Here is a 22,701-nt window from a genome sequence, read left to right as displayed (position 1 = left end):
GGTGATTCTCCCAAACGGGTCTGACATCCCCAGCACCGGCGGCGTCAGCCCAGCTCGGCGCGCGCCGCCACGAACGCGTCCACCGCCCGGTTCACGTCCTCCGTGGAGTGCGCCGCCGACAGCTGGACGCGGATGCGCGCCTGTCCCTGCGGGACCACCGGGTACGAGAAGCCGATCACGTAGACGCCGCGCTCCAGGAGGAGTTCGGCCATGCGGCCCGCGACGGAGGCGTCTCCGATCATGACCGGGGCGATCGCGTGGTCGCCGGGGAGGATGTCGAAGCCCTCCTCCGTCATCCGCGTGCGGAACAGCTTGGTGTTCGCCGCGAGGCGCTCGCGGAGGTCGCCCGCCGACTCCAGGAGGTCGAGGACCTTCAGCGAGGCCGCGGCGATCACCGGGGCGAGGCTGTTCGAGAACAGGTACGGGCGCGAACGCTGGCGCAGCAGCGCGACGATCTCCGCGCGCGCCGCGACGTAGCCGCCGGACGCCCCGCCCAGGGCCTTGCCGAGGGTGCCGGTGATGATGTCGACGCGGTCCATCACGCCGTGCAGCTCGGGGGTGCCGCGGCCGCCGGGGCCGACGAAGCCGACCGCGTGCGAGTCGTCGACCATGACCATGGCGTCGTAGCGCTCGGCGAGGTCGCAGATGTCCGTGAGCGGCGCGACGTAGCCGTCCATGGAGAAGACGCCGTCCGTGACGATCAGCTTCCTGCGGGATCCGGAGGCCGCCTTCAACTGCGCTTCCAGGTCCGCCATGTCGCGGTTCGCGTAGCGGAAGCGCTTGGCCTTGGACAGCCGGATGCCGTCGATGATCGAGGCGTGGTTGAGGGCGTCGGAGATCACTGCGTCCTCGGGGCCGAGCACGGTCTCGAAGACGCCGCCGTTGGCGTCGAAGCAGGAGGAGTACAGGATCGTGTCCTCCTGGCCGAGGAAGGCCGACAGGCGCGCCTCCAGCTCCTTGTGGACCTCCTGGGTGCCGCAGATGAAGCGGACGGACGCCATGCCGTAGCCCCAGCGGTCGAGGGCCGCGTGGCCCGCCGCGATCACCTCGGGGTGGTCGGCGAGGCCCAGGTAGTTGTTGGCGCAGAAGTTGAGCACCTCGCCGGGGCGGCCGCCCGCCGTGACGTCGACCGTGGCGGACTGCGGGGTGCCGATGACCCGCTCGGGCTTGTGCAGGCCCGCGGCGGCGATCTCGTCGAGGGTGGTCTGGAAGTCGGCGCGTACGTTGTCGAACATGGGGTCTTCCTTACGGGTACGGGGGCGTTGGCGGCGTTCCACGGTGCAGCGGCTGCGAACCGAGCCCAAAAATCAGGCAGTCCAGTCGAGGATGACCTTGCCGCCCTTGCCGCTCGCCGCGTCCTCGAACGCCGCGTCGAAGTCGGTGTGGGCGTAGCGGCCGGTGATCACCGGGGAGAGGTCGAGGCCGCCCTCCAGGAGGACCGACATCGCGTACCAGGTCTCGAACATCTCGCGGCCGTAGATGCCCTTGATGGTGATCATCGAGGTGACGATCCGGGCCCAGTCGACGGCGAACTCCTCGGACGGCAGGCCGAGCATGGCGATCTTGCCGCCGTGGGTCATGTTCGCGAGCATGTCGCGCATGGCGACGGGGTTGCCGGACATCTCCAGGCCCACGTCGAAGCCCTCGCGCAGGCCGAGTTCGCGCTGGCCGTCGGCGATGGTCGAGGACGCCACGTTCAGGGCGAGGCTCACGCCCACCTTCCGCGCCAGCTCGAGGCGCTCCTCGCTGACGTCGGTCATGACGACGTTGCGGGCGCCGGCGTGCTTGGCGACGGCCGCGGCCATCAGGCCGATGGGTCCCGCCCCCGTGATGAGCACGTCCTCGCCGACGAGCGGGAAGGAAAGGGCGGTGTGCACGGCGTTGCCGAACGGGTCGAAGATCGCGGCGACGTCGAGGTCGACGGGGACGCGGTGCACCCACACGTTGGAGGCGGGCAGCGCCACGTACTCGGCGAACGCGCCGTCGCGGCCGACGCCGAGGCCGACCGTCGCGCGGCACAAGTGGCGGCGCCCGGCGAGGCAGTTGCGGCACTTGCCGCACACCAGGTGGCCCTCGCCGCTGACGGTGTCGCCGACGGCGATGTCGCTCACGTCGCGGCCGGTCTCGACGACCTCGCCGACGAACTCGTGGCCCACGACCAGCGGCGCGCTGATGGTCGACTGCGCCCAGCCGTCCCAGCTGCGGATGTGCAGGTCGGTGCCGCAGATCCCGGTGCGCAGAACCTTGATCAGTACGTCCCCGTGGCCGACGCCGGGCTCGGGCACGTCCGTGAGCCACAGACCCGGTTCGGCCTTCTCCTTGACCAGTGCCTTCAAGGGTTCGACTCCTGTCGTCGCGCACGCGGGCAGGGCAAATCGGCCCGTGTGCGGGGAGAGTGGGTGCTTAGGGGTGTGCTGCGGCAGTCGTCCGGATACGTCCCGTATGCGGTCCGCCGACACCGCAGACTCTTCCGTACACGGGGCGTTCGGTCCATCGAGGTTTTCTTAAGCGGCGCCCCAGGTTTCCTACAGGCCCGCCCGCGCGGGCACTCCGAAGGACCCCTCCCCCAGGGCGCCCTGACGCCCCATTAATCCGCCCTGCGAACAGAGTGTCCGAATAACGGACAGCCGATGCACCACGTCTCACCAGCGCATACTGTCGCCGCACTTCAACCCGTCTCAGACAGCGAACAGGCACGACCATGACACGCACCTCCGTCACGGACCGGCCGCAGGCCGGATCCGACGTCGGCGCCACGCCGGGCGACATCGAGGACGCCGCCACCGGCACGGAACTCGGCCACGGCCTCAAGCAGCGGCACCTCTCGATGATCGCCCTCGGCGGCGTCATCGGCGCGGGTCTCTTCGTGGGCTCGGGCGCCGGGATCGCCGCCGCGGGACCCGCGGTCGTCCTGCTCTTCGCGGGCGCCGGATTCGTGGTCATGCTGCTGATGCGGATGCTCGGCGAGATGTCCGCGGCCCGCCCGGCCACCGGCTCGTTCTCCGTGCACGCCGAGCGCGAACTCGGCGCCTGGGCGGGGGCGACCTCCGGCTGGATGTACTGGGTGATGCTCACCTGCGGCGTCGCCGCGGAGGCGACGGCGGCCGGGCAGATCATGCACGGCTGGGTGCCGTTCCTGCCCGCCTACGGCTGGGTCGCCGTCTTCATGGTGTTCTTCTGCCTGAGCAACCTGGCCGCCGTACGCAACTTCGGCGAGTTCGAATTCTTCTTCTCCGCCCTGAAGGTCACCGCGATCTGCGCGTTCCTGGTCCTGGGCGTCCTCGGCATCTGCGGCGTCTTCGGTGACGCCCCCGGCGCCTCGAACCTCACCGGCCACGGCGGCTTCTTCCCCACCGGCACCTCCGGCCTGATCGCCGGACTGCTCACCGCCGTCTTCGCGTACGGCGGCCTGGAGACGGTGTCCATCGCCGCCGCCGAGTCCGACAAGCCGCGCGAGAACGTGGCACGCGCCGTGCGCACCGCCGTGTGGCGCATCGCGCTCTTCTACGTGGGGTCCATGGCGCTCGTCGTCGCCCTGGTGCCGTGGAACGACCCGAACGTCGCCGCCGACGGCCCGTACGTCACCGTGCTCGACGAGTTCGGCATCCCGGCCGCCGGCACCATCATGCAGGCCGTCATCCTGGTCGCCCTGCTCTCGGCGATGAACGCCAACATCTACGGCTCGTCCCGCATGGCCTACTCGCTGGTCTCGCGCGGCCTCGGCCCGCGCTTCCTGGGCCGGGTGCACCGCCGCGTGCCGGTCGCCGCCGTCCTGGCGTCCTGCCTCTTCGGGTTCTTCGCGGTGTTCGCCGGCGTCTGGTGGCCCGACACCGTGTTCACCTGGCTGATGAACACGACCGGTGTCGCCATCCTCGTCGGCTGGGTCTTCATCTGCCTCGCGCAGCTGAGGATGCGGCGCCGCCTGGAGCGCGAATCGCCCGAGCTGCTCACCGTGAAGATGTGGGGCTTCCCGTATCTGACCTGGCTCGCCCTGGCGGCCATCGCGGGCGTCTTCGTGGTCATGGCCAGCACCGCCGACGGCCGCGACCAGCTCTTCGTCTCCGCGATCCTGGTCGTCGCCCTCGCCGCGGGCGGCTACGCCAAGCAGCGCAAGGACGCCCGCGCCGTCACCGCCTAGCGTCCCAACCGAGCAGGTCGCCCCTCCCCCGCACCAGCTCCATCAGTTCAGCGGCCATCGCCTTGATGGTCACGAGCCCCGCCTGTCCCCACGGGCGGGGCTCCGTCGCGACCGCGCACACCGTGCCGAGGGCGAGCCCCGTGCGCTCGTCGATCAACGGCGCGCCCAGGTAGGAGCGGATGCCGATCTCGTCGACCACGGGGTTGCCCGCGAAGCGCGGGTAGTCGCACACGTCCTCCAGGACGAGCGCCTTGCGCCGCACGACCACGTGCGGGCAATAGCCGTGATCGCGCGCCATGTAGCGCGCCGCTTCGCCCTCCGTGGACGAGGATGTCGCGGCCGAGGCGGCCACCGCGCCCAGTTCACCGCCCCGGTGGTCGCCCTCGGGGGTGTGCAGGCCCGCGAAGAACTGCCGGTTCTCGTCGATGAAGTTGACCATCGCGTACGGCGCGCCGGTCACCTCGGCGAGCCGGTCCGCGAACCGGTCGAACACCGGCTCGGCCCGCTGCCCCAGGTCGAGCCTGCGCAGCCGCCGGGCCCGCTCGGCGCCCTCCTGGTCCTGCGGCGTCAGCAGCAGCCGTCTGGCGGCGTCGTACGTCACGTGTGGGCTCCGAACCCGGTGGCGGTCGCGGGCGCGTGCGCCAGCAGGTGCCGTACGAGGGTGAGCAGCGTCTGGATGCCGGAGCTGGAGATCCGCGCGTCGCAGCGCACCACCGGGACCGCCGGGTCCAGGTCGATGGCGGCGCGGACCTCCTCGGCCTCGTAGCGGTAGGAGCCGTCGAACTCGTTGACCGCCACGATGAAGCCCATGCCGCGCTCCTCGAAGAAGTCGACGGCGGCGAAGCAGTCCTCCAGGCGGCGGGTGTCCGCGAGGATGACCGCCCCGAGGGCGCCCTCGGACAGCTCGTCCCACATGAACCAGAAGCGCTCCTGGCCCGGCGTGCCGAACAGATAGAGCACGTGCTCCGGGTCCAGGGTGATCCGCCCGAAGTCCATCGCGACCGTCGTCTCGACCTTGTTCTCGATGCCGTCGAGATTGTCGGTGTCCTCGCTGACCGTGGTGAGCAGCTCTTCCGTGCTGAGCGGAGCGATCTCGCTGACGGCCCCGACGAAGGTCGTCTTGCCGACCCCGAACCCGCCCGCGACCAGGATCTTCAGTGCGGTGGGGAAAGGGTCAGAGCTGGCGTCGTAGTCCATCGAGCACTGCCTCCAGTAGGGACCGGTCAGTGGGGTTGTCGTGGAACGTGGGGGGCTTCGTGGTGATCGCTTGGCAGTCGACGAGGTCGGAGAGGAGCACCTTGGTCACACCCGCCGGGAGCTTCAGATGACCGGCGATCTCCGCGACCGATGTGGGCTGCGCACACAGGTCGAGCGCCTGGCTGTGTTCCGGACCCAGATAGCCGAGGGGGGTCGCCCCGGTGGCCATCACATGGGTGAGCAGATCCATCGACGTGCTGGGCCGGGTGCGTCCGTTGCTGATCGTGTACGGACGCACGAGCCGGCCCGCGGCGCCGTCCAGCCAAGGCCCGTCCTGCGGGGCCGCCACCGTCAATTCCTCATCGCCGTGGGCTCGGCGGAGGGCTGCCGGGGAGCGGTCACCAGGTAGGGCCGCACGCTCTTGACGAGCATGGCCATCTCATAGCCGAGCACGGCCGCGTCCGCGTCGCGCCCGGCGAGCACCGCGAGGCAGGTGCCGGAGCCCGCCGTCGACACGAACAGCAGCGCCGAGTCGAGCTCCACCACCACCTGCCGTACGTCGCCGCCGTCCGCGAACCGGATGCCCGCGCTGCGGCCCAGCGAGTACAGGCCCGAGGCGAGGGCCGCCATGTGGTCGGCACTGTCGGCGTCGAGCCCGTGCACGGACTTGACCAGACCGTCGGAGGACAGCAGCACGGCGCTGCTGGTGTGGGGAACGCGCTGGACGAGGCCGCTCATCAGCCAGTCGAGATCGGACACATGACCCGTCGGCACATCGCTCGCCATGGGGGATCGACTCCTTGGTGGACTGCTGGGTGTGGTGCGGGGAGGTGGGGGATCGGCGGGGGCGGATGCGGTGCGGGCTTTCGTACGGGTACGCGCGCGTGGTGGCGTGCGCGTCCCCGTACGGGGGTGGGAGCGGGGGCGGGCGTGTGTGCGGCGTCGTGGTGGTCATGCGGGGGCGCCGCCTTGGTCGTCGGGGCCCGTCTCCCACTGCTGGGTGTCCGGCTCCGCGCCTCCGGGGCTCCGCGGTTCGGCCGACTCGGCGAGCGTGATGCCGCGCTGGAAGGCGGCCATGAGGCCGGGGTCGTGCACGGACGGCGCCGGATCGTCATGGCGTGGTGCGGGGCCGCCGCGCAGTTGCGGCGCGATGTGCTCCTGGGCCCTGCGGCGCGGGAGTTGGGGGCGGCCGCTCATGGTGCCGCGCACGACGCCCTCGGGGCGGGCGGCGGCCGGGGGCTCGGCGTGGGCCGCGGCCTCGCGGGCCTCGGGGCGGATGCCGGGGAGCGCGTCGGCGGGGGTGGGGCGGGGGTCGCCGGCGATGCGCTGCGGGAGGGGGGCGCCTTGGGGTGGCGCGGGGCGGGGTGCGGCGGATGACGCGCCGTTGGAGGTCGGCCCCGTGGCGGGTGGGGCGGGTGGTGCGCTGTGGGCGGGGGTTCCCGTGACGGGGGTGCCGGCGGGAGGCGTGTTCATGGGCGTGCCCGCCGGGGGCGTACCCACAGGCGTGCCCGCGGGAGGCGTTCCCGGCTGCGACTGGCGCGGCACCACGGAGACGGCGCCGTGGAGCGGGGCGGGCGAAGGGGGCGCCGGGGCGGGGGCGTTGGCCGGGGCGGGGCGTGTGCCGTTGGGGTCCGGGCGGCCGGGCTGCGGCGGCGGGCCGTCCGCCCGGTGTCCGTTGGCCGACGGCGCCGCGGGGTCGCCGCCGAGCACGCTGTCCGCGGTCGCCGCGGCGGCGGCCTTGCGCACGTGCGGGATGCGCACGCCCGCGCCGTCGGTGTCGCCGTCCCCGCCGAGCAGGTCCTGGGGCAGCACGAGGACCGCCTGCACTCCCCCGTAGATGTTCGTCTGCAGCCGCACCGTGATGCCGTGCCGCCGCGCGAGCTGCGAGACCACGAACAGGCCGATGCGGCCGTCCGCGAGGAGGCTCGCGACGTTGACCTGGTCGGGGTCGGTGAGCAGGGTGTTCATCTTGTTCTGCTCGGTGACCGGCATGCCCAGGCCCCGGTCCTCCACCTCGATGGCGAGCCCGGAGGTCACCTGGTTGGCGCGCAGCAGCACCTGGGTGTGCGGGGCGGAGAACACCGTGGCGTTCTCGACGAGTTCGGCGAGCAGGTGGATGCAGTCGGCGACGGCGTGACCGCGCAGGGTGCCGTCGATCGGCGGCACGAGCTTGACCCGCGAGTACTGCTCGACCTCGGCGATCGCGGAGCGCATCACCTCGGTCATGGACACGGGGTGGCTCCACTGGCGGCGCGAGACGGCGCCGCCGAGCACGGCGAGGTTCTCGGCGTGCCGACGGGTGCGGGTGGCCATGTGGTCGACGTGGAAGAGCCCCTTGAGCAGGTCGGGGTCCTCGACCTGGTTCTCCAGCTCGTCGAGCAGGCTGATCTCGCGGTGCACGAGCGACTGCAGGCGCCGGGCGAGGTTCACGAACACCTCGACCTTCTGCCGGCTGCCCGCCTGGCTGGACAGCTGCGTGGCTTGGACGACAGCCGTGACCGCGACGTCGTGGCCGCGCGTGAGGTCGACGGCGAGCCGGTCGAAGTCGTCACCGCCGGGCGCGCCGACGGCGGGCGCGCGGCGCGGCGGCGGGGCCTCACCCTTGCGCAACTGCTCGACCAGGTCGCGCAGTTCGGACTGCCGGTGCGCGGTGCTCTGGCGCAGCGCGAGCACCCGGTCGCGTACGACGGCCGCGGTGCGCCGCGCGGCGACGGCGGCGATCACGATGCCCGCGACCGTCACCAGGCAGGCCCCGCCGAGCACCGCCCACAGCGTCGGGCTGGGCCGCACTCCCGTGTGCTGGAGGACGAACAGCACGGCCGCGCTCGCGCCGAGGGCCACCGCCAGCGGCGGGAGGATGGCGATGCGCAGGAGCTGGGAACGTATGTGCGTCTCGGTCGGCTGCGGCGCGGCCCGCCCGGCCGGCCTGCCGTGCCGACCGCCTTCGCGGCGGTCTGCGCGGGCGGCCGACTGGCGGAGCTGGGACATACGGCGACCTCGTCCTCGGTTCTGTGAGTTCAGGTGGGGGGTGGCTCGGCAGATGGAGAGACAGCAGGCAGCGCGACCGGGCGTCGCACGGCGAGCACACACGGTAGTCGCCAACGGCATATACGCGAGGGGCAGTTGACAAACTCCGACGGCCGAGGTCCCGCTCTGGTATGAGGCTTCGCACCCATGCCCGAATACGCGCCCGCGATCTACTCACACACGCGTTCGCCTGGGGGTTTCCGGGCCGCACCTGACGTCCGGCACCCGACGTCAGGCGCTTACGCACTCAGGTGTTCAGGCGCTCCTCGAGGCGGACGGTCACGGCGTCCCCCTCCTGCTTGCCGATCGCCTTGCGCACGTCCGCCTTCACCGGGAGCTTGTGCGTGCCGTCGCCCAGGGCCATGAACGAGCTCTGGAACGGATGGCCGTCGATCGTGCCGCGCACCTTCACCAGGCCGCGGGTTCCGAAGAACTCCACCGACTCGGGCCACACGACGTAGGTCCAGCCGCCCTTGTTCGGGCTCTTCCGCAGGGTCGCGGTGAATTGCTTTTCCATCACGGGTACCGCCTGTCCGGGAGCAGTTCCGGTGGCCCGGCTCGTCCGGTGCCACCGCGTCCTTGCTGGTCACCAGGTAGGAGCTGTTCATCAGGTAGGACGGAGGCGGGAGAGGAAACTCATCGCGCCGTGGCGCTAGCTTTCGTCGGGACGGAAGCGGGCCCTGATGTGCATGCGCTCGCCCTGCGGTCCCAGGATGCTGAGGAACTCCACGGCGCGCTCGCCGGCGTTGCCGAACCAGTGCGGGAGGTGGGTGTCGAACTCGGCGGCCTCGCCCTCCGCGAGGACGACGTCCTGGTCGCCGAGGAGGAGGCGCAGCCGCCCCTTGAGGACGTAGAGCCAGTGGTAGCCCTCGTGCGAGCGCGGCTCGGGCTCGCGGCCGTCGGTGAGGCCCGCGGGCAGGATCTGCTTGAACGCCTGGAGGCCGCCGGGCTTGCGGGTCAGCGGCACGATCGTCACGCCGTTGCGCGTGATCGGCTGCGGGTGCACGCGCGGGTCGAGGTCGGCCGGGGCGCCGACCAGCTCGTCGATCGACACCTGGTGGGCCCTGGCCAGCGGCAGCAGGAGTTCGAGCCCGGGCTTGCGGTGTCCGGACTCCAGGCGGGACAGGGTGCTGATCGGGATGCCAGTGGCCTCGGACAGGGCCGTCAGGGTGGCACCGCGGCGCTTGCGCAGCTCGCGCAGCCTCGGCCCGACCCCGGCCAGCACTCCGTCGACGTCGTCGCTCATCGGTCCACCGTGCCCGCGTTTTGCGTTTTCTGCAAAGAAGTTTGCCCGTACGCGGGTGTGGAGCGACGTTGGCGTCGACGGGGGTCACCGTCGCACCGCCGAGAGACAGGACCGCACGCCATGAACAACAGCTTCACCCCATCCGCCACCGCCCGGGAGTGGGACGAGCGGTACAGCAGCAGCGAGCAGCTCTTCAGCGGCAACCCGAACGGTGTGCTGGTCACCGAGGTCGACGGGATGCCGCCCGGCCAGGCCCTCGACGTCGGCTGCGGCGAGGGCGGCGACGCGCTCTGGCTGGCTCGGCGCGGCTGGCAGGTCACGGCGGTCGACGTCTCGGAGGTCGCCCTGCGCCGCGCCGCCGCGGGCGCCGACATCGAGGGCCGGGTGTCCTGGGCGCGGGCGGACCTGGCGCTCACGCCGCCGCCGCCGGGCGCCTTCGACCTGGTGAGCATCCAGTACTTCCCGCTGCTGCGCAGCGCGGGTCTCGCGGCGGCGCGCGGGCTCGTCGACGCGGTGGCGCCCGGCGGCACGCTGCTCTTCGTCACGCACGCGCTGGCGGACCTGGCGCACGACGCCGCGGTGACCGCCGAATTCGACCCCGCCGACTACTACTGGGCCGACGACATCATCAAGCTCCTCGACGCCGACGGTGCGGGCGCCTGGGAGATCCAGGTCGACGAGACGCGCGGGCGCACCGCCCCGGCCCCGCCCGGCACCCACCACCACCGCGACACGGTCCTGCGGGCGCGGCGCGTGGCGTGACGGAGGAGGGCGAAAGCCGCCCTCCTCGGGAGCCGGTCGCCTACCCGGCCACCACGATCTCCGTCTCCTCGGTCCCCGCCGCGGCTGCGGCCACCGGCCACCCGCCCTGCGGGACCGTCGCGACGGCCCGCCACCACTGCTCCGTGGGCAGCGCCTCCGCGCCGGGCTCGAAGGGCTCGCCGGGGCGCGGCAGCGCGAGGCGTGCGGCGGCGCGGCGGGCCGCGGTGACGCTCTCCTCGCCGGGCTCGGTCCAGGCGTGCGGCGCCAGGTTGAACGTCCCCCAGTGGATCGGCAGCATCGGTCCGGCCGCGGGCCCGCCCTGGAGGTCGAGGTGGGCGCGCATGCCCTCCTGCGGGGTCATGTGGATGTCCGGCCAGTACTCCGAGTAGGCGCCGATCTGGATCATCGTGACGTCGAACGGCCCGTGCTCGGCGCCGATGTCCTTGAACCCGGAGAAGTAGCCGGTGTCGCCGCTGTGGAAGACGCTGTGCTCGGGCCCGGCGGCGACCCAGGACGCCCAGAGGGTGTGCTGGGCGTTACGCAGGCCGCGGCCGCAGAAGTGGCGGGCGGGGGTGGCGGTCAGCGTCACCCCGGCGACCTTCGTCGACTCGTGCCAGTCCAGCTCGCGCAGCCGGTCCGCGGGCACGCCCCAGTGCTCCAGGTGGGCGCCGACGCCGAGCGGCACCGCGAACACGGTGTCCGTGTGGGCGAGTGCCTTGATGGTGGGCATGTCCAGGTGGTCGTAGTGGTCGTGCGAGATCACCACCACGTCGACCGGGCCCAGCGCGGCGAGCGGCAGCGGCACCGGGTGCAGCCGCTTGGGCCCGGCGAAGGCGAACGGTGAACAGCGCTCGCCCCACACCGGGTCGAACAGCACCCGCACCCCGTCGATCTCTGCGAGGACGCTGGAGTGCCCCATCCATGTGATCCGCAGGCCGCTCACCGGCGGCTTCGAGAGGTCGGCGAGCGTCGTGGCGTGCACGGGCACGGTCCCGGTGGGAGCCCGGCGGGCGCGCTCGTCCTTGCGGAAATAGTTCTTCGCGAACTCGACCATCGAGCCGTCGGGCCGGGTGCGGGCGCCCTCGGGGTTCTGGAAGGACCCGTCCGCGAAGTTCGGCGACCGGCGGATGCGGTCCAGTCTGGCCCCCGCGGGCTCGGCGCCAAAGGCATCGGGCTGGAGCGAGCGCAGCCCGGAAGTCAGAGAACGTGACACGGCGCCTCCCATTGATCGATCAGGTTTCTCATTATGTGCGGCACCACTGACAACGCGCTGGGCGTCCTCCGTGTGCCCGAATCCCCGCGCATGTGACCGGCCTCCCTCCGCCGCCGACGCGCGGCGCGCACGACCTCCTCCCACAAACTGATCCATCATTCAGTAACAGTTCGATTGACAGCACTCTCGACGACTCCGGATACTGACCGACGATTCAGTAAAGCCATCTGGAGGCACCGTGTCGGAACTCCCTACCGAACTGGTCCCGCTCACTCCCGAACAACACGCCGTCGTCGAGCTCGCCCGGACCTTCGCGGCCGAGGAGATCCGGCCACGCGCGCGTGCCGTCGACGAGGCCGACGTCGAGACGCCCTGGGACCTGTGGCGCAAGGCGGCCAAGGTCGGCATCACCGGCTTCATGCTCCCCGAGGAGTTCGGCGGGGGCGGCTTCACCGATGTGTTCACGCAGGTCCTCGTGCAGGAGGAGCTGTGCGTCGGCGACCTGGGCATCGGCAATCTGCTCTGCTCGAACGGCTTCTTCGCCGACCCCGTGCTCGCCCTGGGCACCGAGGAGCAGCAGCGCACCTGGCTCACCCCGCTCGCCGGACCCGACACCCCGATGACGTCGCTCGCGACCACCGAACCGGGCGCGGGCTCGGACGCCGCGTCGATCAGCACCACCGCCCGCCGCACCGAGGGCGGTTACCTCCTCAACGGCCAGAAGGCGTGGATCTCGAACGCGGGCGAGGCCGACCGCTACGTCGTGTTCGCCAAGACGGACCCGAGCCGGCGCTCGCGCGGCGTCAGCGCCTTCCTGCTGCACAAGGACGCCGAAGGCGTCACCTTCGGCGAACCGATGCGCAAGATGGGCCAACGCGCCATCGTCTGCCGGGAGATCTTCTTCTCCGACGCGTTCGTCCCCGAGGAGAACCGGCTCGGCGACGAGGGCCAGGGCTTTATCGGCCTGATGCGCACCTTCGACATCTCGCGCGCGGTCCTGGGCGCCGCCGCCACCGGTGTCGCCCGCGCCGCCTACGAGTACGCACGCGACTACGCGCGTACGCGCGAGCAGTTCGGCAAGCCGATCATCGAGCACCAGGCGGTCGCGTTCCGCCTCGCCGACATGCGCACCCGCATCGAGCAGTCGCGCCTGATGACGTGGCGCGCGGCCCGCCGCCTGGACGCGGGCCTGAGCGCCACCACCGAGGCCGCCATGGCCAAGCTCACCGCATCGGAGACCGCCGCGTACTGCACCTGGGCCGCCGTGCAGACGCTGGGCGGCTGGGGCTACTCGCGCGAGTTCCCGGTCGAACAGTGGATGCGCGACGCCAAGTTGGAGGAGATCGAGGAAGGCACCTCCGACATCATGCGCCTGATCATTGCGAGGTCACTGTGACGTCCCAGCACGAACCCGCCGCCATGAGCCGTCACAGTCCCACACCCGCGGCGGACCCCACCCACCTCACCGGCGGCGAGGCCCTGGTCCGCGCCCTGTCCGGCCACGGTGTCACCCGGGCCTTCGGCATCCCGGGCACCCACAACCTGGAGATCTACCGCCACCTGACGGCCTACGGTGTCGCGCACGTCGCGCCGCGCCACGAGCAGGGCGCCGGATACGCGGCGGACGCGTACGCGCGCGTGACGGGCACGCCCGGCGTGGCGATCACGACGACGGGGCCCGCGCTCCTGAACATCGCGGCGGCCGTCGGCCAGGCGTACTCGGACAGCGTGCCGCTGCTGGTGATATCGCCGGGCATGCCGCTGCGCCACCCGCGCCAGTCGACGGGTCTGCTGCACGAAATGCGCAGCCAGAGCGAGGCGTTGCGCAACGTGGCCGCCTTCAGCCACCGAGTCTCCTCGGTCGCGGAGATCGGGGTGGCGGTCGCGCGCGCATTCACGCTGTTCCGCTCCGAGCGGCCGCGTCCCGCGCACATCGAGATCCCGCTCGACCTCCTGGAGGCGACGGAGCCCGCGGGGCCGGCCCGCACCGCTCCCCCGGCGGCGCCGCGCGTCCCGGACGCCGCCCACATCGCACAGGCCGCCGCCCTCCTCGCCCGCGCGGAGCGCCCGGCCCTGATCCTCGGCGGCGGCGCCCGCGGCGCGGCGCCCCAATGCCTCGCCCTGGCCGAGCAGTTGGCGGCCCCGGTGGTCACCACAGCGAACGGCAAGGCCGTCGTCGACGAAGAGCACCCGCTCTCCCTCGGCGTCTCCCTGCACAGCCCGGCCGTGCAGGAGTGGCTGACGACCCGTGACGTGGTCCTGGCGGTCGGCACCGAGCTGGCCGAGTCCGACATCTGGACCGCCGAACCGCTGCCCTTCCAGGGACAGTTGATCCGCGTGGACCTCGACCCGGCGCAGATGTACGCGGGTGTCCCGGCGGACGTCCCGCTGGTCGGCGATGCGGCCGCCACGCTCGACGCGCTCGCCCTCGAAACCGCGGCCACCGCCCCGGACCCCGCACACGCCCACACCGAGACCGCCGCCCTCAAGGCGGCCCGCGACCAGGAGTCACGCCCCCGCGACGCCCACTGGCTGCCCTACCTGGAGGCGATCCGCAGCGCCCTCGACCCGGACGCCGTCGTCACCTCGGACAGCGCCCAGTGCTGCTACTACGGGGCGCTGCCGCACCTCACCCTGGGCCCGCGCGCCCGCTACCTGCACCCCACCGGGTTCGGCACGCTCGGCTACGCGCTGCCCGCCGCGATCGGCGCGAAGGCCGCCTGCCCGGAACGCCAGGTGGTGGCGCTCAGCGGCGACGGCGGCCTGCAGTTCTCGATCCAGGAGCTGGCCACGGCCGCGGCGCTCCAACAGCCGCTGGCCGTCGTGGTGTTCGACAACTCCGGCTACGGCGAGATCCGCGACGAGATGAAGGCCCGCGGCGACGCACCGCTCGCGGTCGACCACGCGCGCGTGGACCTGCCCGCCCTCGCCCGCGCCTACGGAGGCCACGGCGCGACCGCCCACTCCCCCGAGGAGCTCGCCAAGCTGCTGAGCACCGCCCTGACCACTCCCGCCCCCACCCTGATCGTCGTCCCTGAGGAGTCCGCATGACCGCCGCCCCCACGCCCGCCACTACCGCCACGCCCCCGACGGCTCCCACGGCGCCCCTCACCCAGCTCACCTGGACCGACCACGTCACCGGCCGCCACGGCTACCTGGTCATCGACCGGCTGGTGCGCGGCGTGTCCAGCGGCGGTCTGCGCATGCGGGCCGGCTGCACCCTGGGGGAGGTCGCGGGCCTCGCGCGCGGCATGTCGATGAAGGAGGCGCTGCACTACAACCCGCAGGGCCGTTACATCCCGCTGGGCGGCGCCAAGGGCGGCATCGACTGCGACCCGCAGGACCCGGAGGCGTACGGCGTCCTGGTGCGCTACCTGCAGGCGATGCGCCCGTACATCGAGTCCTTCTGGACGACCGGTGAGGACCTGGGGCTCACGCAGGACCTGGTCGACAAGGCGGCGGCCGAGGCGGGGCTCGTGTCGTCGATCCAGGCCGTGTACCCGCTCCTGGACGACGAGGAGACGGCCCGTCAGCGGCTCGCGGACGCCTTCGCGGTGGACGTCGACGGCATCGGTCTGGACGAGCTGGTGGGCGGCTGCGGGGTCGCCGAGGCGGTCCTGGTCGCGCTCGACCGGGCCGGCCGCTCCCACGAGGGCACCCGTGTGTCCCTCCAGGGCCTGGGCACCATGGGCGGCGCCACAGCCCGCTTCCTCGCGCGCGCGGGGCTCACGATCGTGGCGGTGGCCGACCTGAAGGGCACCATCGCCAACGACGCCGGTCTCGACGTGGAGGCGCTGCTCGCGGCGCGCGACGCCTACGGCACGGTGGACCGCGAGCGGCTGCGCCCCGGGGACCGTGAACTGCCGGGCGACGCCTGGCTGTCGGCGGACGCGGACGTACTGGTCCCGGCCGCGGTCTCGTACGCGATCGACGCGGCGAACCAGGAGCGGATCACGGCCCGCTGGGTCGTCGAGGCGGCGAACATGCCGGTCCTCGCGGAGGCCGAGGAACTGCTGACCGCGCGCGGCATCACGGTCCTGCCGGACGTGGTCGTCAACTCCGGGACGAACGCCTGGTGGTGGTGGACCCTGTTCGGCGACATCGGCGCGGACGCGGACGAGGCCTTCGCCTACACGCGGCGCTCCATGCGCTCCCTCATCGACCAGATGCTCGCGCGCGCGGAGGGCGACGGCACGACCCCCAGGGCCGCCGCGCACGCCATCGTCGCCGACCGTCTGCCGATCCTCGCGGAGAGGTTCGGGTGGTACAGGTGACGACGACAACGAGCCTGGACGCGCTGTACGACCCGGCCTCTGTCGCGGTCGTCGGCGCGTCCGACAACCCGGAGAAGTGGGGCTACTGGCTCGCGGCGGGCGCCCTCACCGGCCGCGCCCGCCGCGCGGTCCACCTGGTCAACCACCGGGGCGGCCACCTGCAGGGCGAACCGTTCCGCCCCGCGCTCTCCGCCCTGGACGCGCCGCCCGAGCACGTGGTGGTCGCCGTCCCACCCCAGCAGGTGCGCCCGGTGGTCCAGGAGGGCCTGGACGCGGGCGCCCGCTGCTTCACGGTGATCACCTCGGGCACCACGGAGGAGAACACCCTCGCGGACCTGGTGACCGCGCGCGGCGCCCGCCTGCTGGGCCCCAACTGCATGGGCATCGTCGACACGACGAGCCAACTCCGGCTCAGCTGGGGCGACTTCCCGACCGGTGGCCTGGGCCTGGTCTCGCAGAGCGGCAACCTGGCCCTGGAGATCGGCCGCCATCTGCAGCGCGCGGGCGCGGGCTTCTCGCGGTTCGTCTCGCTCGGCAACCAGCGCGACATCGTCGCCGCCGACGCCCTGGAGTCGCTGATCGCGCACGAGCCCACGAGAGCGATCGCGGCGTACGTGGAGGACTTCCGGGACGGCCGCCGCCTCGCGGACGTCCTGGCGGCCGCTCACGCGGCGGGAAAGCCGGTCCTGCTCCTCACGGTGGGCCGCAGCGCGGCATCGGGCCGCGCGGCCGCCTCCCACACCGGCGCCCTGGTGAGCCCGCACGCCACGGTCGCCGCGGTCTGCCGCGACGCCGGCGCCCTCCTGCTGGACTCGGCGGGCGAACTCGTCGACACGGCCCTGCACTTGATGTCCCCCACCCCCACTCTCGTACGTTCCCGCCCCCGGCCCCCACGCCACGACACGCACACCGCCCCCACCCCCGACCCAGCCAGCGCCGCCCCACCCCCACCGCACCGGATCGCCGTGATCGGGGACAGCGGCGGGCAGGGCGCGCTGGCCGCCGACTCGTTCGCCGCGTGCGGCTTCGACGTGCCCGCGCTCTCCCCGGCCACCGTCGAGGCGCTCGGCGCGCACCTGCCGCCGGACGCGGGGCGGGCCAACCCGGTCGACCTGGCCGGGGCGGGCGAGCGGGATCTGGCCGCCTACGCGCGCGTGGCGGCCGCCCTGCTGGACAGCGGCGACGCGGACACGGTCGTGCTCACCGGCTACTTCGGCGACTACGCGAGCGCGAACCCGGCCCAGGAGGAACGCGAGTGCGAGATCGCGCACGCCCTCGCCGACGCCGCCGACACTGCGGGGCGGGCGCTGCTCGTGCACACGATGGCCCGCGACACGGCGGCCCTCGCCGTCCTCAGAGAGCGCGGCATCCCGGTGCACGAGCGGGTCGAGCAGGCGGCGACGGCGCTCGCGGGCGCCGTGCGTCTGGCCTCCGCGACGCCGCGCCTGCCGCAGGAGCGGACCGTTCCCCCGGCGGCGTACGAGGTCGAGGACGGCGGCTACGAGCGGGTGCGTGAGCTGCTCGCCTCCTACGGAGTCGCGTTCCCCACGGCCGAGTTCGTGACGGACGCGGACGCGGCGGTGGAGGCCGCCTACCGCACGGGCTATCCCCTGGTGCTCAAGGCGATGGGGCTCGCCCACAAGACCGAGGCCGGTGGCGTGGCGCTGCACATCGCGGACGAGGCCGCCCTGCGGACCGCGTTTGCGCGGATGCGGGAGGCCACGGGCGCGGACCGGTACGCGGTCGAGGCGATGGCCACACCTCCGTACGCGCGCGAACTCATCGTCGGTGTGCGCAGGGACCCGTCGTTCGGCCTGGTCGTCATGGTCGGCGCCGGGGGTGTCACCGCCGAACTGCACGCCGACACGGCGCTGGCCCTGGCCCCGCTCACCCCGGCACGCGCGCGTGCCCTCCTGCTCGAACTGCGGCACGCACCGCTGCTGACGGGGTGGCGCGGCGCACCGGCCGTCCACCTGGAGGCGGCGGTCGCGGCGGTGTGCGCGGTGGCGCAGGCCGCGGCGGACCATCCGGAACTGACGGACCTGGAGGTCAATCCGCTGCTTGTTCATCCCGGTGGGGCGATCGCGCTGGACGCGCACGGGGTGCCAGCTCGCTGAGGCGGTCGGCGGTCTCCTCGTCGAGCGGCAGGAACGCTTCGAGCCGCAGCTCGGCGAGGGTCACGTCGACCGCCGTGCCGAAGTGCGTGAGCGTGCTCAGCAGGCGCAGCTCGCCGGCGCGGGAGCGCAGCCGCAGCGGGACGGCGAACCCCAGGTGGTCCGGGCCGCTCCGCCGCGGCCGGTCCGGCAGCAACGCCTCCAGTTCGGCGAGGAGTTGGGCCGTGCGCCGATGCGGGTTACGTGCGGCCTCGTCCCGGAGTGCGTCGACGACGTGCCACGCCCACTCGTCCAGGTTCTCGATGCGCGGCGCGAGACCGCGCGGGTGCAGCAGGACGCGCGCCACGTTCACCGGTGCCTCCAGGAGAGGTGAGTCCACCCCGCCGATCAACGCGTGGAAGGCGCCGTTCGCGGTGACGAGGTCGGCGCCCCGGTCGATGATGACGGCCGGGTAGGGATGATGCGCCCGCATGACGCGTTCCAGCGCCTTGCGGACGGCGCCCAGGTGCGGGTCCGTGAAACCGGTTTCCGGGTAGGCGGGCGCGTATCCGGCGGCCAGTAGGAGCACGTTCCGCTCACGCAGCGGCACCTTCATGGCCTCGGCGAGGCGTACGACCATGGCGCGGCCCGGCACGGAACGGCCGCTCTCGATGAAGCTGACATGGCGCTGTGTGGTGCCCGCGCGCGCGGCGAGTTCCAGCTGGCTGATCCTGCGCCGGGTCCGCCAGCCGCGCAGCGCCTCGCCCAGTTCCCCGCCCCGCACCGTCTGCGTCGTCACCGGCCCGTGTCTACCTCAGAGCGCGGTCAACGTGCCATTCCCTGGCGGGAATTGAGGTGATACCCGGCCGCGCCGCACAGTCGTCGCACGTCCCTGACAACCCGAGGAGTCACGATGGCGCACATCGACGCACAGGATCTGGCCGCCCGCTACGCCGCCGTCTGGAACGAGTCGGACCCCGGCCTGCGCCGCAAGGCCGTGGCGGCCCTGTGGGCGCGGGACGGGGTCCATGTCCTGCAGCCGCCGCAGGAGATGCGCGCGGAGGCGGTCCGGCTCGGTTTCACCGGCGCGGCGCTCGTGGCACGCGGCCACGTCGAGCTGGAGGCCCGGGTGGCGCGCGCCCACGAGGAGTTCGTCGCGAGCGGCGAGTACACCTTCCGCGCCGCGCCGGACGCCGCGGCGGCCCTGGAGGACGTGGTCGCGTTCCGCTGGCAGTCGGTCTGCGTGGCGACCGGCGAAGCGGTGGGTGGCGGAATGGAGTTCGTGACCGTCGACGAGGAGGGCCTGATCAGCCGCGATTACCAGTTCCCGGCGCTGTGACGTCCGCGGCGGCGCCCGCCGTGCCGCCGGCGCGGCTGCGCCGCCGTGCCCCCGCCCCGCACGCGTAGAACACCAATCCGATCACCACGAACAGCAGCAGCGGCAGCACCTGGCTGAGCGTGTACGGCAGGCGCTGGCCGGCGAAGGATTCGGGCAGGGAGTCCGCCGGGTTGCCCGCCGTGCCGAACCAGCCCACCCCGAAGCCGGGCCAGACGAGCACGATCACCGTGAAGGCCACGAAGCCGGTGGCGAGCGCGGTCACGATCCAGGCGCCCACCCGGCCGCCGGGCACGGCGTAGGGCCGCTCCTGGTCCGGGTACTTGCGGCGCAGCACCGCCAGGCTCGGGAAGGTGATGACGTAGGAGATGAACGTCGTGCTGATGGTCAGGCCGAGGCCCGCGGCGAAGTACTTCTCGCCGTCGCCGCCGGTGAGGTTGAGGGCGACGACGAAGAGGATCGAACCGAGCACGGCGGACAGGATGTTGACCCGTACCGGGGTGCCGTGCTTCTCGGAGATGCGGCCCAGCCAGGCCGGTCCCGCGCCGTCCGCGCACGCGACGGCCTGCGCGCGGTGGGCGCCCATCGCCCAGGTGACGCCGGAGGTGAGCAGGCCGATGATGAGGCCGGCCGCGGCGACGCCGCCGAACACCGAGCCCATGCCGGTCAGCGTCACGGTGCCGTCGGCCGCGATGGAGCCGCCGTAGACGGTGAAGACGGCCTTGCAGGCGTCGATGAAGCCGCCCAGGCTGCCGATCTCCTCGCTGGGCAGCACGAACAGGATGCCGAGGATGGGGCCTCCGTACAGGAGCACGGCGGCGAGCCCGGAGCGCAGGATCGACAGGGGGATGTCGCGGCGCGGGTTCTTCATCTCCTCGGCGGCGGAGCTGGGCAGTTCGAAGCCCACGTAGTTGAAGATGAGCACCGGGACGAGCGCCACGAAGCCCGCATACGTAGGGGTGAATTCGCCCGCGGGTAGGGCGTGCACGCCATGTTCGGCGGCGTAGACGACGACGGACACGAGGAAGAAGCCGAGCAGCACCACGCGCGCGATGGCGCCCGCGATGGGCACCCACTTGCCGATGCGCACGGACTGCACGACGGCGAGCGCGCCGCCCCAGATGAACACGAACCCGGCGACGTACTTCCACACGCCCGGCAGCGGCGTGAAGAACTCCTCCCAGGTGGTCAGCGCGATGATGCACAGGCTGCCGCCGACCCAGACCGGGTTGGAGATCCAGTACAGGAGCTGGTTGACGCCCGCGACGAGCCGGCCGAAGGCCAGGCGCGTCCACACGTACGGGCCGCCCTGCACGGGGAAGGCGGAGCCGAGTTCGGCCACGAGCAGGCCGTAGGGGAGGAAGAAGACGACGGCCAGAATGACCATCCAGGCCAGGCCCTGCGGGCCCTGGGCCGCGACGGAACCGATGGTGTCCAGGCCGACGAGCGTGCAGATGAGGAAGAACAGCACGTCCAGCCGGCGCAGATCCTTGCGCAGCCGTGAGCGCTGCTCGCCCCACCCTTCGGAGAGGTCGGGCTCGTCCCCGGCGGGCGGGGTCGGCGAGAGGGATGGCGCTTGGGTCACGATTGCTCCTGGCGAGAACAGAACGAGGACGGCACGGACAGCTCTTGGGATCCTGCTGGGGCCGCGCCTACCCCCGTCCAACCGACTTATTGACTGAACAGACAGTCAGTAGTGGAACGTGACGTGACTGTGACCTGTGCGACGTCGGGGCGTCAAGAGTCCTGCACGCAACAAGTCCGCACACAAAAACAACTAGGCTGGCGGCGTGACCAGAGTCCGGTTGAGCGTGGCCGAGCGGCGTGAAGAGCTGCTGACGGCCGCCATCGAGCAGATCGAGGCGCGCGGGGTCGCCGCCGTGCGCATCGCCGACGTGGCGTCGGCGCTCGGCGTGAGCAACGCGCTGGTGCTGTACCACTTCTCGACGAAGGAGAAGCTCGTCGCGGCCGCGTTCGCGCACGCCGCCGAGAGCGACCTGGCGCATCTGCGCAAGCTGCTCGGCCGCCGCACGACGGCCCTGAAGCGGCTGCGCGCCGCGGTGCGCTGGTACGCGCCGACGGGGCAGGCCAAGGGGTGGCGGCTGTGGATCGAGGGCTGGGCGGCGGCGCTGCGCGAGCCCGCGCTGCGGGAGGTCACGCGGGACCTCGACCGGCAGTGGAAGGCGGCGCTCGCGGAGGTGGTCGCCGAGGGCGTGGCGGCGGGCGAGTTCGCCTGCCCGGACCCGATGGGGGCGGCGCTGCGGATCACCGCCCTACTCGACGGGCTCGCCGTGCAACTGACGGCGTACGACGGCGGGCGCGCCAGGCCGGCCGCGGTGTCACGGGCCCGTATGCAGGAGTGGGTGGACGAGGCGCTCGCCCGCGAACTGGGGCTCGAGCGCGCGGAGTTGACGGCCGCGGGGCGCTGACGGAAGCCCGTCAGCGCCGCCGCAGCGCCACAGAGGCAGGCGTCAGGACGCCGCCTCCAGGTGGGCCTTGACCGCGTGCGGGTCGATGAAGCCCTTGGCCTGCACCCGGTCGCCGGAGGACTCGCCGCGCAGCCGGCGCCCGATCCACGGCACGAGGAACTCCCGCGCCCAGTGAATGTCGTCTCGCCGCACCTCGAACGTGCCGCGCGGCGGGAGCAGCGGCCACGCCTGCTCGGGGTCGGCCGGCACCTCGACGCCGAGCGCCTGGGCGGCCCGCAGCGCCACCCGGGTGTGCCCCTCGGGCGACAGGTGGAGCCGGTCGTCGTCCCAGGCCCTGCGGTCCTGGATGGACTTCAGGGACCACAGGTCGAGCATCACGCAGCCGTGGCGGTCGGCGATGGCCCGCACATGCATGTTGTACGTGGCGATCTTGCCGCGCAGGTGCTTGAGCACGGCCACGTCGCGGGTGTCGAACCCCGTGGCGACCATGACGGTGCCGGCCGCGTCGGCGAGCTTGACGACCGCCTTCTCGAAGCGCTCGGCCACGTCGTCCGGGTCGGTGCCGGGGCGGATGATGTCGTTGCCGCCGGCGACCAGGCTCACCAGGTCGGGGGCGAGCTCGACCGCCTTGGGGACCTGGTCCGCGACGATCTGGTCGAGAAGCTTGCCGCGCACCGCCAGGTTCGCGTACTTGAAGGTGTCCTCGGGGACGCGGTCGTCCAGGAGGACGGCGAGCCGGTCGGCCCAGCCCGCGAACTTTCCGTCGGGGCCGGGGTCGCCGACGCCTTCGGTGAAGCTGTCTCCCACGGCCGCGTAGGACCGGATCGTGCCGTTGAGTGAGTCCCTGAGTGCTCTCGATTCGTTTGCCACGACCACACATCTTTCACCCTCGGATGTGACCTACGCGACCGTAGCCAGGGGTTGACGCGTGGTGAGATAGCCCACTCGCCGCCTGGGGAATAAGTGCGCGAACGCACTTCGGCGCC

The 22,701-nt window shown here is 72.5% G+C and carries 21 protein-coding genes; 8 read left to right on the top strand and 13 right to left on the bottom strand.

Annotated elements, in window-relative coordinates:
- Nucleotides 1-44 precede the first annotated feature (44 nt).
- Together ACZ7L4_RS11325 and tdh are read right to left on the bottom strand one after the other, a co-directional pair.
- Nucleotides 45-1,235, bottom strand: coding sequence for a glycine C-acetyltransferase (locus tag ACZ7L4_RS11325; protein WP_450808491.1), 1,191 nt, complete (start codon nt 1,233-1,235; stop codon nt 45-47).
- Nucleotides 1,236-1,307: 72 nt separating this feature from the next.
- Nucleotides 1,308-2,336 (bottom strand): L-threonine 3-dehydrogenase, encoded by a 1,029-nt coding sequence (gene tdh, locus ACZ7L4_RS11320; protein ID WP_422471953.1) that lies wholly within the window; start codon nt 2,334-2,336, stop codon nt 1,308-1,310.
- A gap of 365 nt (nt 2,337-2,701) precedes the next feature.
- Between tdh and ACZ7L4_RS11315 the strand changes: the two genes are divergently transcribed.
- Nucleotides 2,702-4,138 (top strand): amino acid permease, encoded by a 1,437-nt coding sequence (locus ACZ7L4_RS11315; protein WP_472101471.1) that lies wholly within the window; start codon nt 2,702-2,704, stop codon nt 4,136-4,138.
- On the opposite strand, the gene ACZ7L4_RS11310 is transcribed toward ACZ7L4_RS11315, so the two are convergent.
- The 7 genes from ACZ7L4_RS11310 to ACZ7L4_RS11280 all read right to left on the bottom strand — a co-directional run bounded on the left by ACZ7L4_RS11310 (nt 4,128) and on the right by ACZ7L4_RS11280 (nt 9,608).
- Entirely contained in the window at nt 4,128-4,739 is a 612-nt protein-coding gene (locus tag ACZ7L4_RS11310; RefSeq protein WP_472101470.1) for a GAF domain-containing protein, read from the bottom strand. The two genes, ACZ7L4_RS11315 and ACZ7L4_RS11310, sit on opposite strands and share 11 nt — an antisense overlap.
- Nucleotides 4,736-5,335: a GTP-binding protein gene (locus ACZ7L4_RS11305; RefSeq protein ID WP_385768081.1), complete on the bottom strand. Its 600-nt coding sequence runs from the start codon at nt 5,333-5,335 to the stop codon at nt 4,736-4,738. Before ACZ7L4_RS11305 ends, ACZ7L4_RS11310 begins: the two co-directional genes overlap by 4 nt.
- Nucleotides 5,313-5,684, bottom strand: coding sequence for a DUF742 domain-containing protein (locus ACZ7L4_RS11300; RefSeq protein ID WP_326017958.1), 372 nt, complete (start codon nt 5,682-5,684; stop codon nt 5,313-5,315). The genes ACZ7L4_RS11305 and ACZ7L4_RS11300 overlap by 23 nt, the downstream gene beginning before the upstream one ends.
- A 2-nt stretch (nt 5,685-5,686) precedes the next feature.
- Nucleotides 5,687-6,121 (bottom strand): roadblock/LC7 domain-containing protein, encoded by a 435-nt coding sequence (locus ACZ7L4_RS11295; RefSeq protein ID WP_472101469.1) that lies wholly within the window; start codon nt 6,119-6,121, stop codon nt 5,687-5,689.
- Between the two features lie 165 nt (nt 6,122-6,286).
- On the bottom strand, nt 6,287-8,323 hold the full coding sequence (locus ACZ7L4_RS11290; protein ID WP_472101468.1) for a sensor histidine kinase: 2,037 nt from the start codon (nt 8,321-8,323) through the stop codon (nt 6,287-6,289).
- A 286-nt stretch (nt 8,324-8,609) separates the two neighbouring features.
- Nucleotides 8,610-8,879 carry a DUF1905 domain-containing protein gene (locus ACZ7L4_RS11285; RefSeq protein WP_472101467.1) on the bottom strand — a complete coding sequence of 90 codons (270 nt, stop codon included), beginning with the start codon at nt 8,877-8,879 and terminating at the stop codon, nt 8,610-8,612.
- A 135-nt stretch (nt 8,880-9,014) separates the two neighbouring features.
- Nucleotides 9,015-9,608 carry a helix-turn-helix domain-containing protein gene (locus ACZ7L4_RS11280; RefSeq protein ID WP_472101466.1) on the bottom strand — a complete coding sequence of 198 codons (594 nt, stop codon included), beginning with the start codon at nt 9,606-9,608 and terminating at the stop codon, nt 9,015-9,017.
- A 120-nt stretch (nt 9,609-9,728) separates the two neighbouring features.
- On the opposite strand from ACZ7L4_RS11280, the gene ACZ7L4_RS11275 reads away from it, so the two are divergent.
- Nucleotides 9,729-10,370 (top strand): class I SAM-dependent methyltransferase, encoded by a 642-nt coding sequence (locus ACZ7L4_RS11275; protein WP_472101465.1) that lies wholly within the window; start codon nt 9,729-9,731, stop codon nt 10,368-10,370.
- 40 nt (nt 10,371-10,410) lie between these two features.
- Here ACZ7L4_RS11275 and ACZ7L4_RS11270 read toward each other — a convergent pair whose 3' ends face one another.
- Entirely contained in the window at nt 10,411-11,595 is a 1,185-nt protein-coding gene (locus ACZ7L4_RS11270) for an MBL fold metallo-hydrolase (protein ID WP_472101464.1), read from the bottom strand.
- Between the two features lie 226 nt (nt 11,596-11,821).
- On the opposite strand from ACZ7L4_RS11270, the gene ACZ7L4_RS11265 reads away from it, so the two are divergent.
- The 4 genes from ACZ7L4_RS11265 to ACZ7L4_RS11250 are packed head-to-tail and all read left to right on the top strand — an operon-like array spanning nt 11,822 to nt 17,974.
- Nucleotides 11,822-12,979, top strand: coding sequence for an acyl-CoA dehydrogenase family protein (locus tag ACZ7L4_RS11265; protein ID WP_472101463.1), 1,158 nt, complete (start codon nt 11,822-11,824; stop codon nt 12,977-12,979).
- A 23-nt stretch (nt 12,980-13,002) separates the two neighbouring features.
- The gene (locus ACZ7L4_RS11260) at nt 13,003-14,634 is read left to right on the top strand and encodes a 5-guanidino-2-oxopentanoate decarboxylase (protein WP_472101462.1); all 1,632 of its coding nucleotides are present in this window, start codon (nt 13,003-13,005) and stop codon (nt 14,632-14,634) included.
- Nucleotides 14,631-15,857: a glutamate dehydrogenase gene (locus ACZ7L4_RS11255; protein WP_472101461.1), complete on the top strand. Its 1,227-nt coding sequence runs from the start codon at nt 14,631-14,633 to the stop codon at nt 15,855-15,857. Before ACZ7L4_RS11260 ends, ACZ7L4_RS11255 begins: the two co-directional genes overlap by 4 nt.
- Nucleotides 15,854-17,974 (top strand): acetate--CoA ligase family protein, encoded by a 2,121-nt coding sequence (locus ACZ7L4_RS11250; protein WP_472101460.1) that lies wholly within the window; start codon nt 15,854-15,856, stop codon nt 17,972-17,974. The genes ACZ7L4_RS11255 and ACZ7L4_RS11250 overlap by 4 nt, the downstream gene beginning before the upstream one ends.
- Here the strand turns inward: ACZ7L4_RS11250 and ACZ7L4_RS11245 are convergent.
- The gene (locus tag ACZ7L4_RS11245) at nt 17,907-18,749 is read right to left on the bottom strand and encodes a helix-turn-helix domain-containing protein (protein ID WP_472101459.1); all 843 of its coding nucleotides are present in this window, start codon (nt 18,747-18,749) and stop codon (nt 17,907-17,909) included. The genes ACZ7L4_RS11250 and ACZ7L4_RS11245 overlap by 68 nt on opposite strands.
- A gap of 114 nt (nt 18,750-18,863) precedes the next feature.
- Between ACZ7L4_RS11245 and ACZ7L4_RS11240 the strand changes: the two genes are divergently transcribed.
- Nucleotides 18,864-19,289 (top strand): hypothetical protein, encoded by a 426-nt coding sequence (locus tag ACZ7L4_RS11240; protein ID WP_472101458.1) that lies wholly within the window; start codon nt 18,864-18,866, stop codon nt 19,287-19,289.
- Here ACZ7L4_RS11240 and ACZ7L4_RS11235 read toward each other — a convergent pair.
- On the bottom strand, nt 19,258-20,871 hold the full coding sequence (locus ACZ7L4_RS11235) for an APC family permease (RefSeq protein ID WP_472101457.1): 1,614 nt from the start codon (nt 20,869-20,871) through the stop codon (nt 19,258-19,260). The genes ACZ7L4_RS11240 and ACZ7L4_RS11235 overlap by 32 nt on opposite strands.
- Before the next feature lie 205 nt (nt 20,872-21,076).
- Between ACZ7L4_RS11235 and ACZ7L4_RS11230 the strand changes: the two genes are divergently transcribed.
- Complete coding sequence (locus ACZ7L4_RS11230) at nt 21,077-21,715, top strand: TetR/AcrR family transcriptional regulator (RefSeq protein ID WP_472101456.1); 639 nt, start codon at nt 21,077-21,079, stop codon at nt 21,713-21,715.
- 42 nt (nt 21,716-21,757) lie between these two features.
- Here the strand turns inward: ACZ7L4_RS11230 and ACZ7L4_RS11225 are convergent, their stop codons facing one another.
- On the bottom strand, nt 21,758-22,540 hold the full coding sequence (locus ACZ7L4_RS11225) for an SGNH/GDSL hydrolase family protein (protein ID WP_472102013.1): 783 nt from the start codon (nt 22,538-22,540) through the stop codon (nt 21,758-21,760).
- Between the last annotated feature and the right edge of the window lie 161 nt (nt 22,541-22,701).

It is taken from the genome of Streptomyces sp. NPDC107575 (assembly GCF_055657265.1).
Note: the sequence above shows the minus strand (reverse complement) of the source record. Positions and strands in the feature narration are given on the sequence as shown.

Excerpts from the sequence above, each read along its gene's own strand:
- ACZ7L4_RS11325 (WP_450808491.1), bottom strand. The coding sequence starts at position 1,235 with ATGTTCGACAACGTACGCGCCGACTTCCAGACCACCCTCGACGAGATC.
- ACZ7L4_RS11315 (WP_472101471.1), top strand. The coding sequence starts at position 2,702 with ATGACACGCACCTCCGTCACGGACCGGCCGCAGGCCGGATCCGACGTC.
- ACZ7L4_RS11305 (WP_385768081.1), bottom strand. The coding sequence starts at position 5,335 with ATGGACTACGACGCCAGCTCTGACCCTTTCCCCACCGCACTGAAGATC.
- ACZ7L4_RS11295 (WP_472101469.1), bottom strand. The coding sequence starts at position 6,121 with ATGGCGAGCGATGTGCCGACGGGTCATGTGTCCGATCTCGACTGGCTG.
- ACZ7L4_RS11290 (WP_472101468.1), bottom strand. The coding sequence starts at position 8,323 with ATGTCCCAGCTCCGCCAGTCGGCCGCCCGCGCAGACCGCCGCGAAGGC.
- ACZ7L4_RS11285 (WP_472101467.1), bottom strand. The coding sequence starts at position 8,879 with ATGGAAAAGCAATTCACCGCGACCCTGCGGAAGAGCCCGAACAAGGGC.
- ACZ7L4_RS11280 (WP_472101466.1), bottom strand. The coding sequence starts at position 9,608 with ATGAGCGACGACGTCGACGGAGTGCTGGCCGGGGTCGGGCCGAGGCTG.
- ACZ7L4_RS11275 (WP_472101465.1), top strand. The coding sequence starts at position 9,729 with ATGAACAACAGCTTCACCCCATCCGCCACCGCCCGGGAGTGGGACGAG.
- ACZ7L4_RS11270 (WP_472101464.1), bottom strand. The coding sequence starts at position 11,595 with ATGGGAGGCGCCGTGTCACGTTCTCTGACTTCCGGGCTGCGCTCGCTC.
- ACZ7L4_RS11260 (WP_472101462.1), top strand. The coding sequence starts at position 13,003 with ATGAGCCGTCACAGTCCCACACCCGCGGCGGACCCCACCCACCTCACC.
- ACZ7L4_RS11255 (WP_472101461.1), top strand. The coding sequence starts at position 14,631 with ATGACCGCCGCCCCCACGCCCGCCACTACCGCCACGCCCCCGACGGCT.
- ACZ7L4_RS11240 (WP_472101458.1), top strand. The coding sequence starts at position 18,864 with ATGGCGCACATCGACGCACAGGATCTGGCCGCCCGCTACGCCGCCGTC.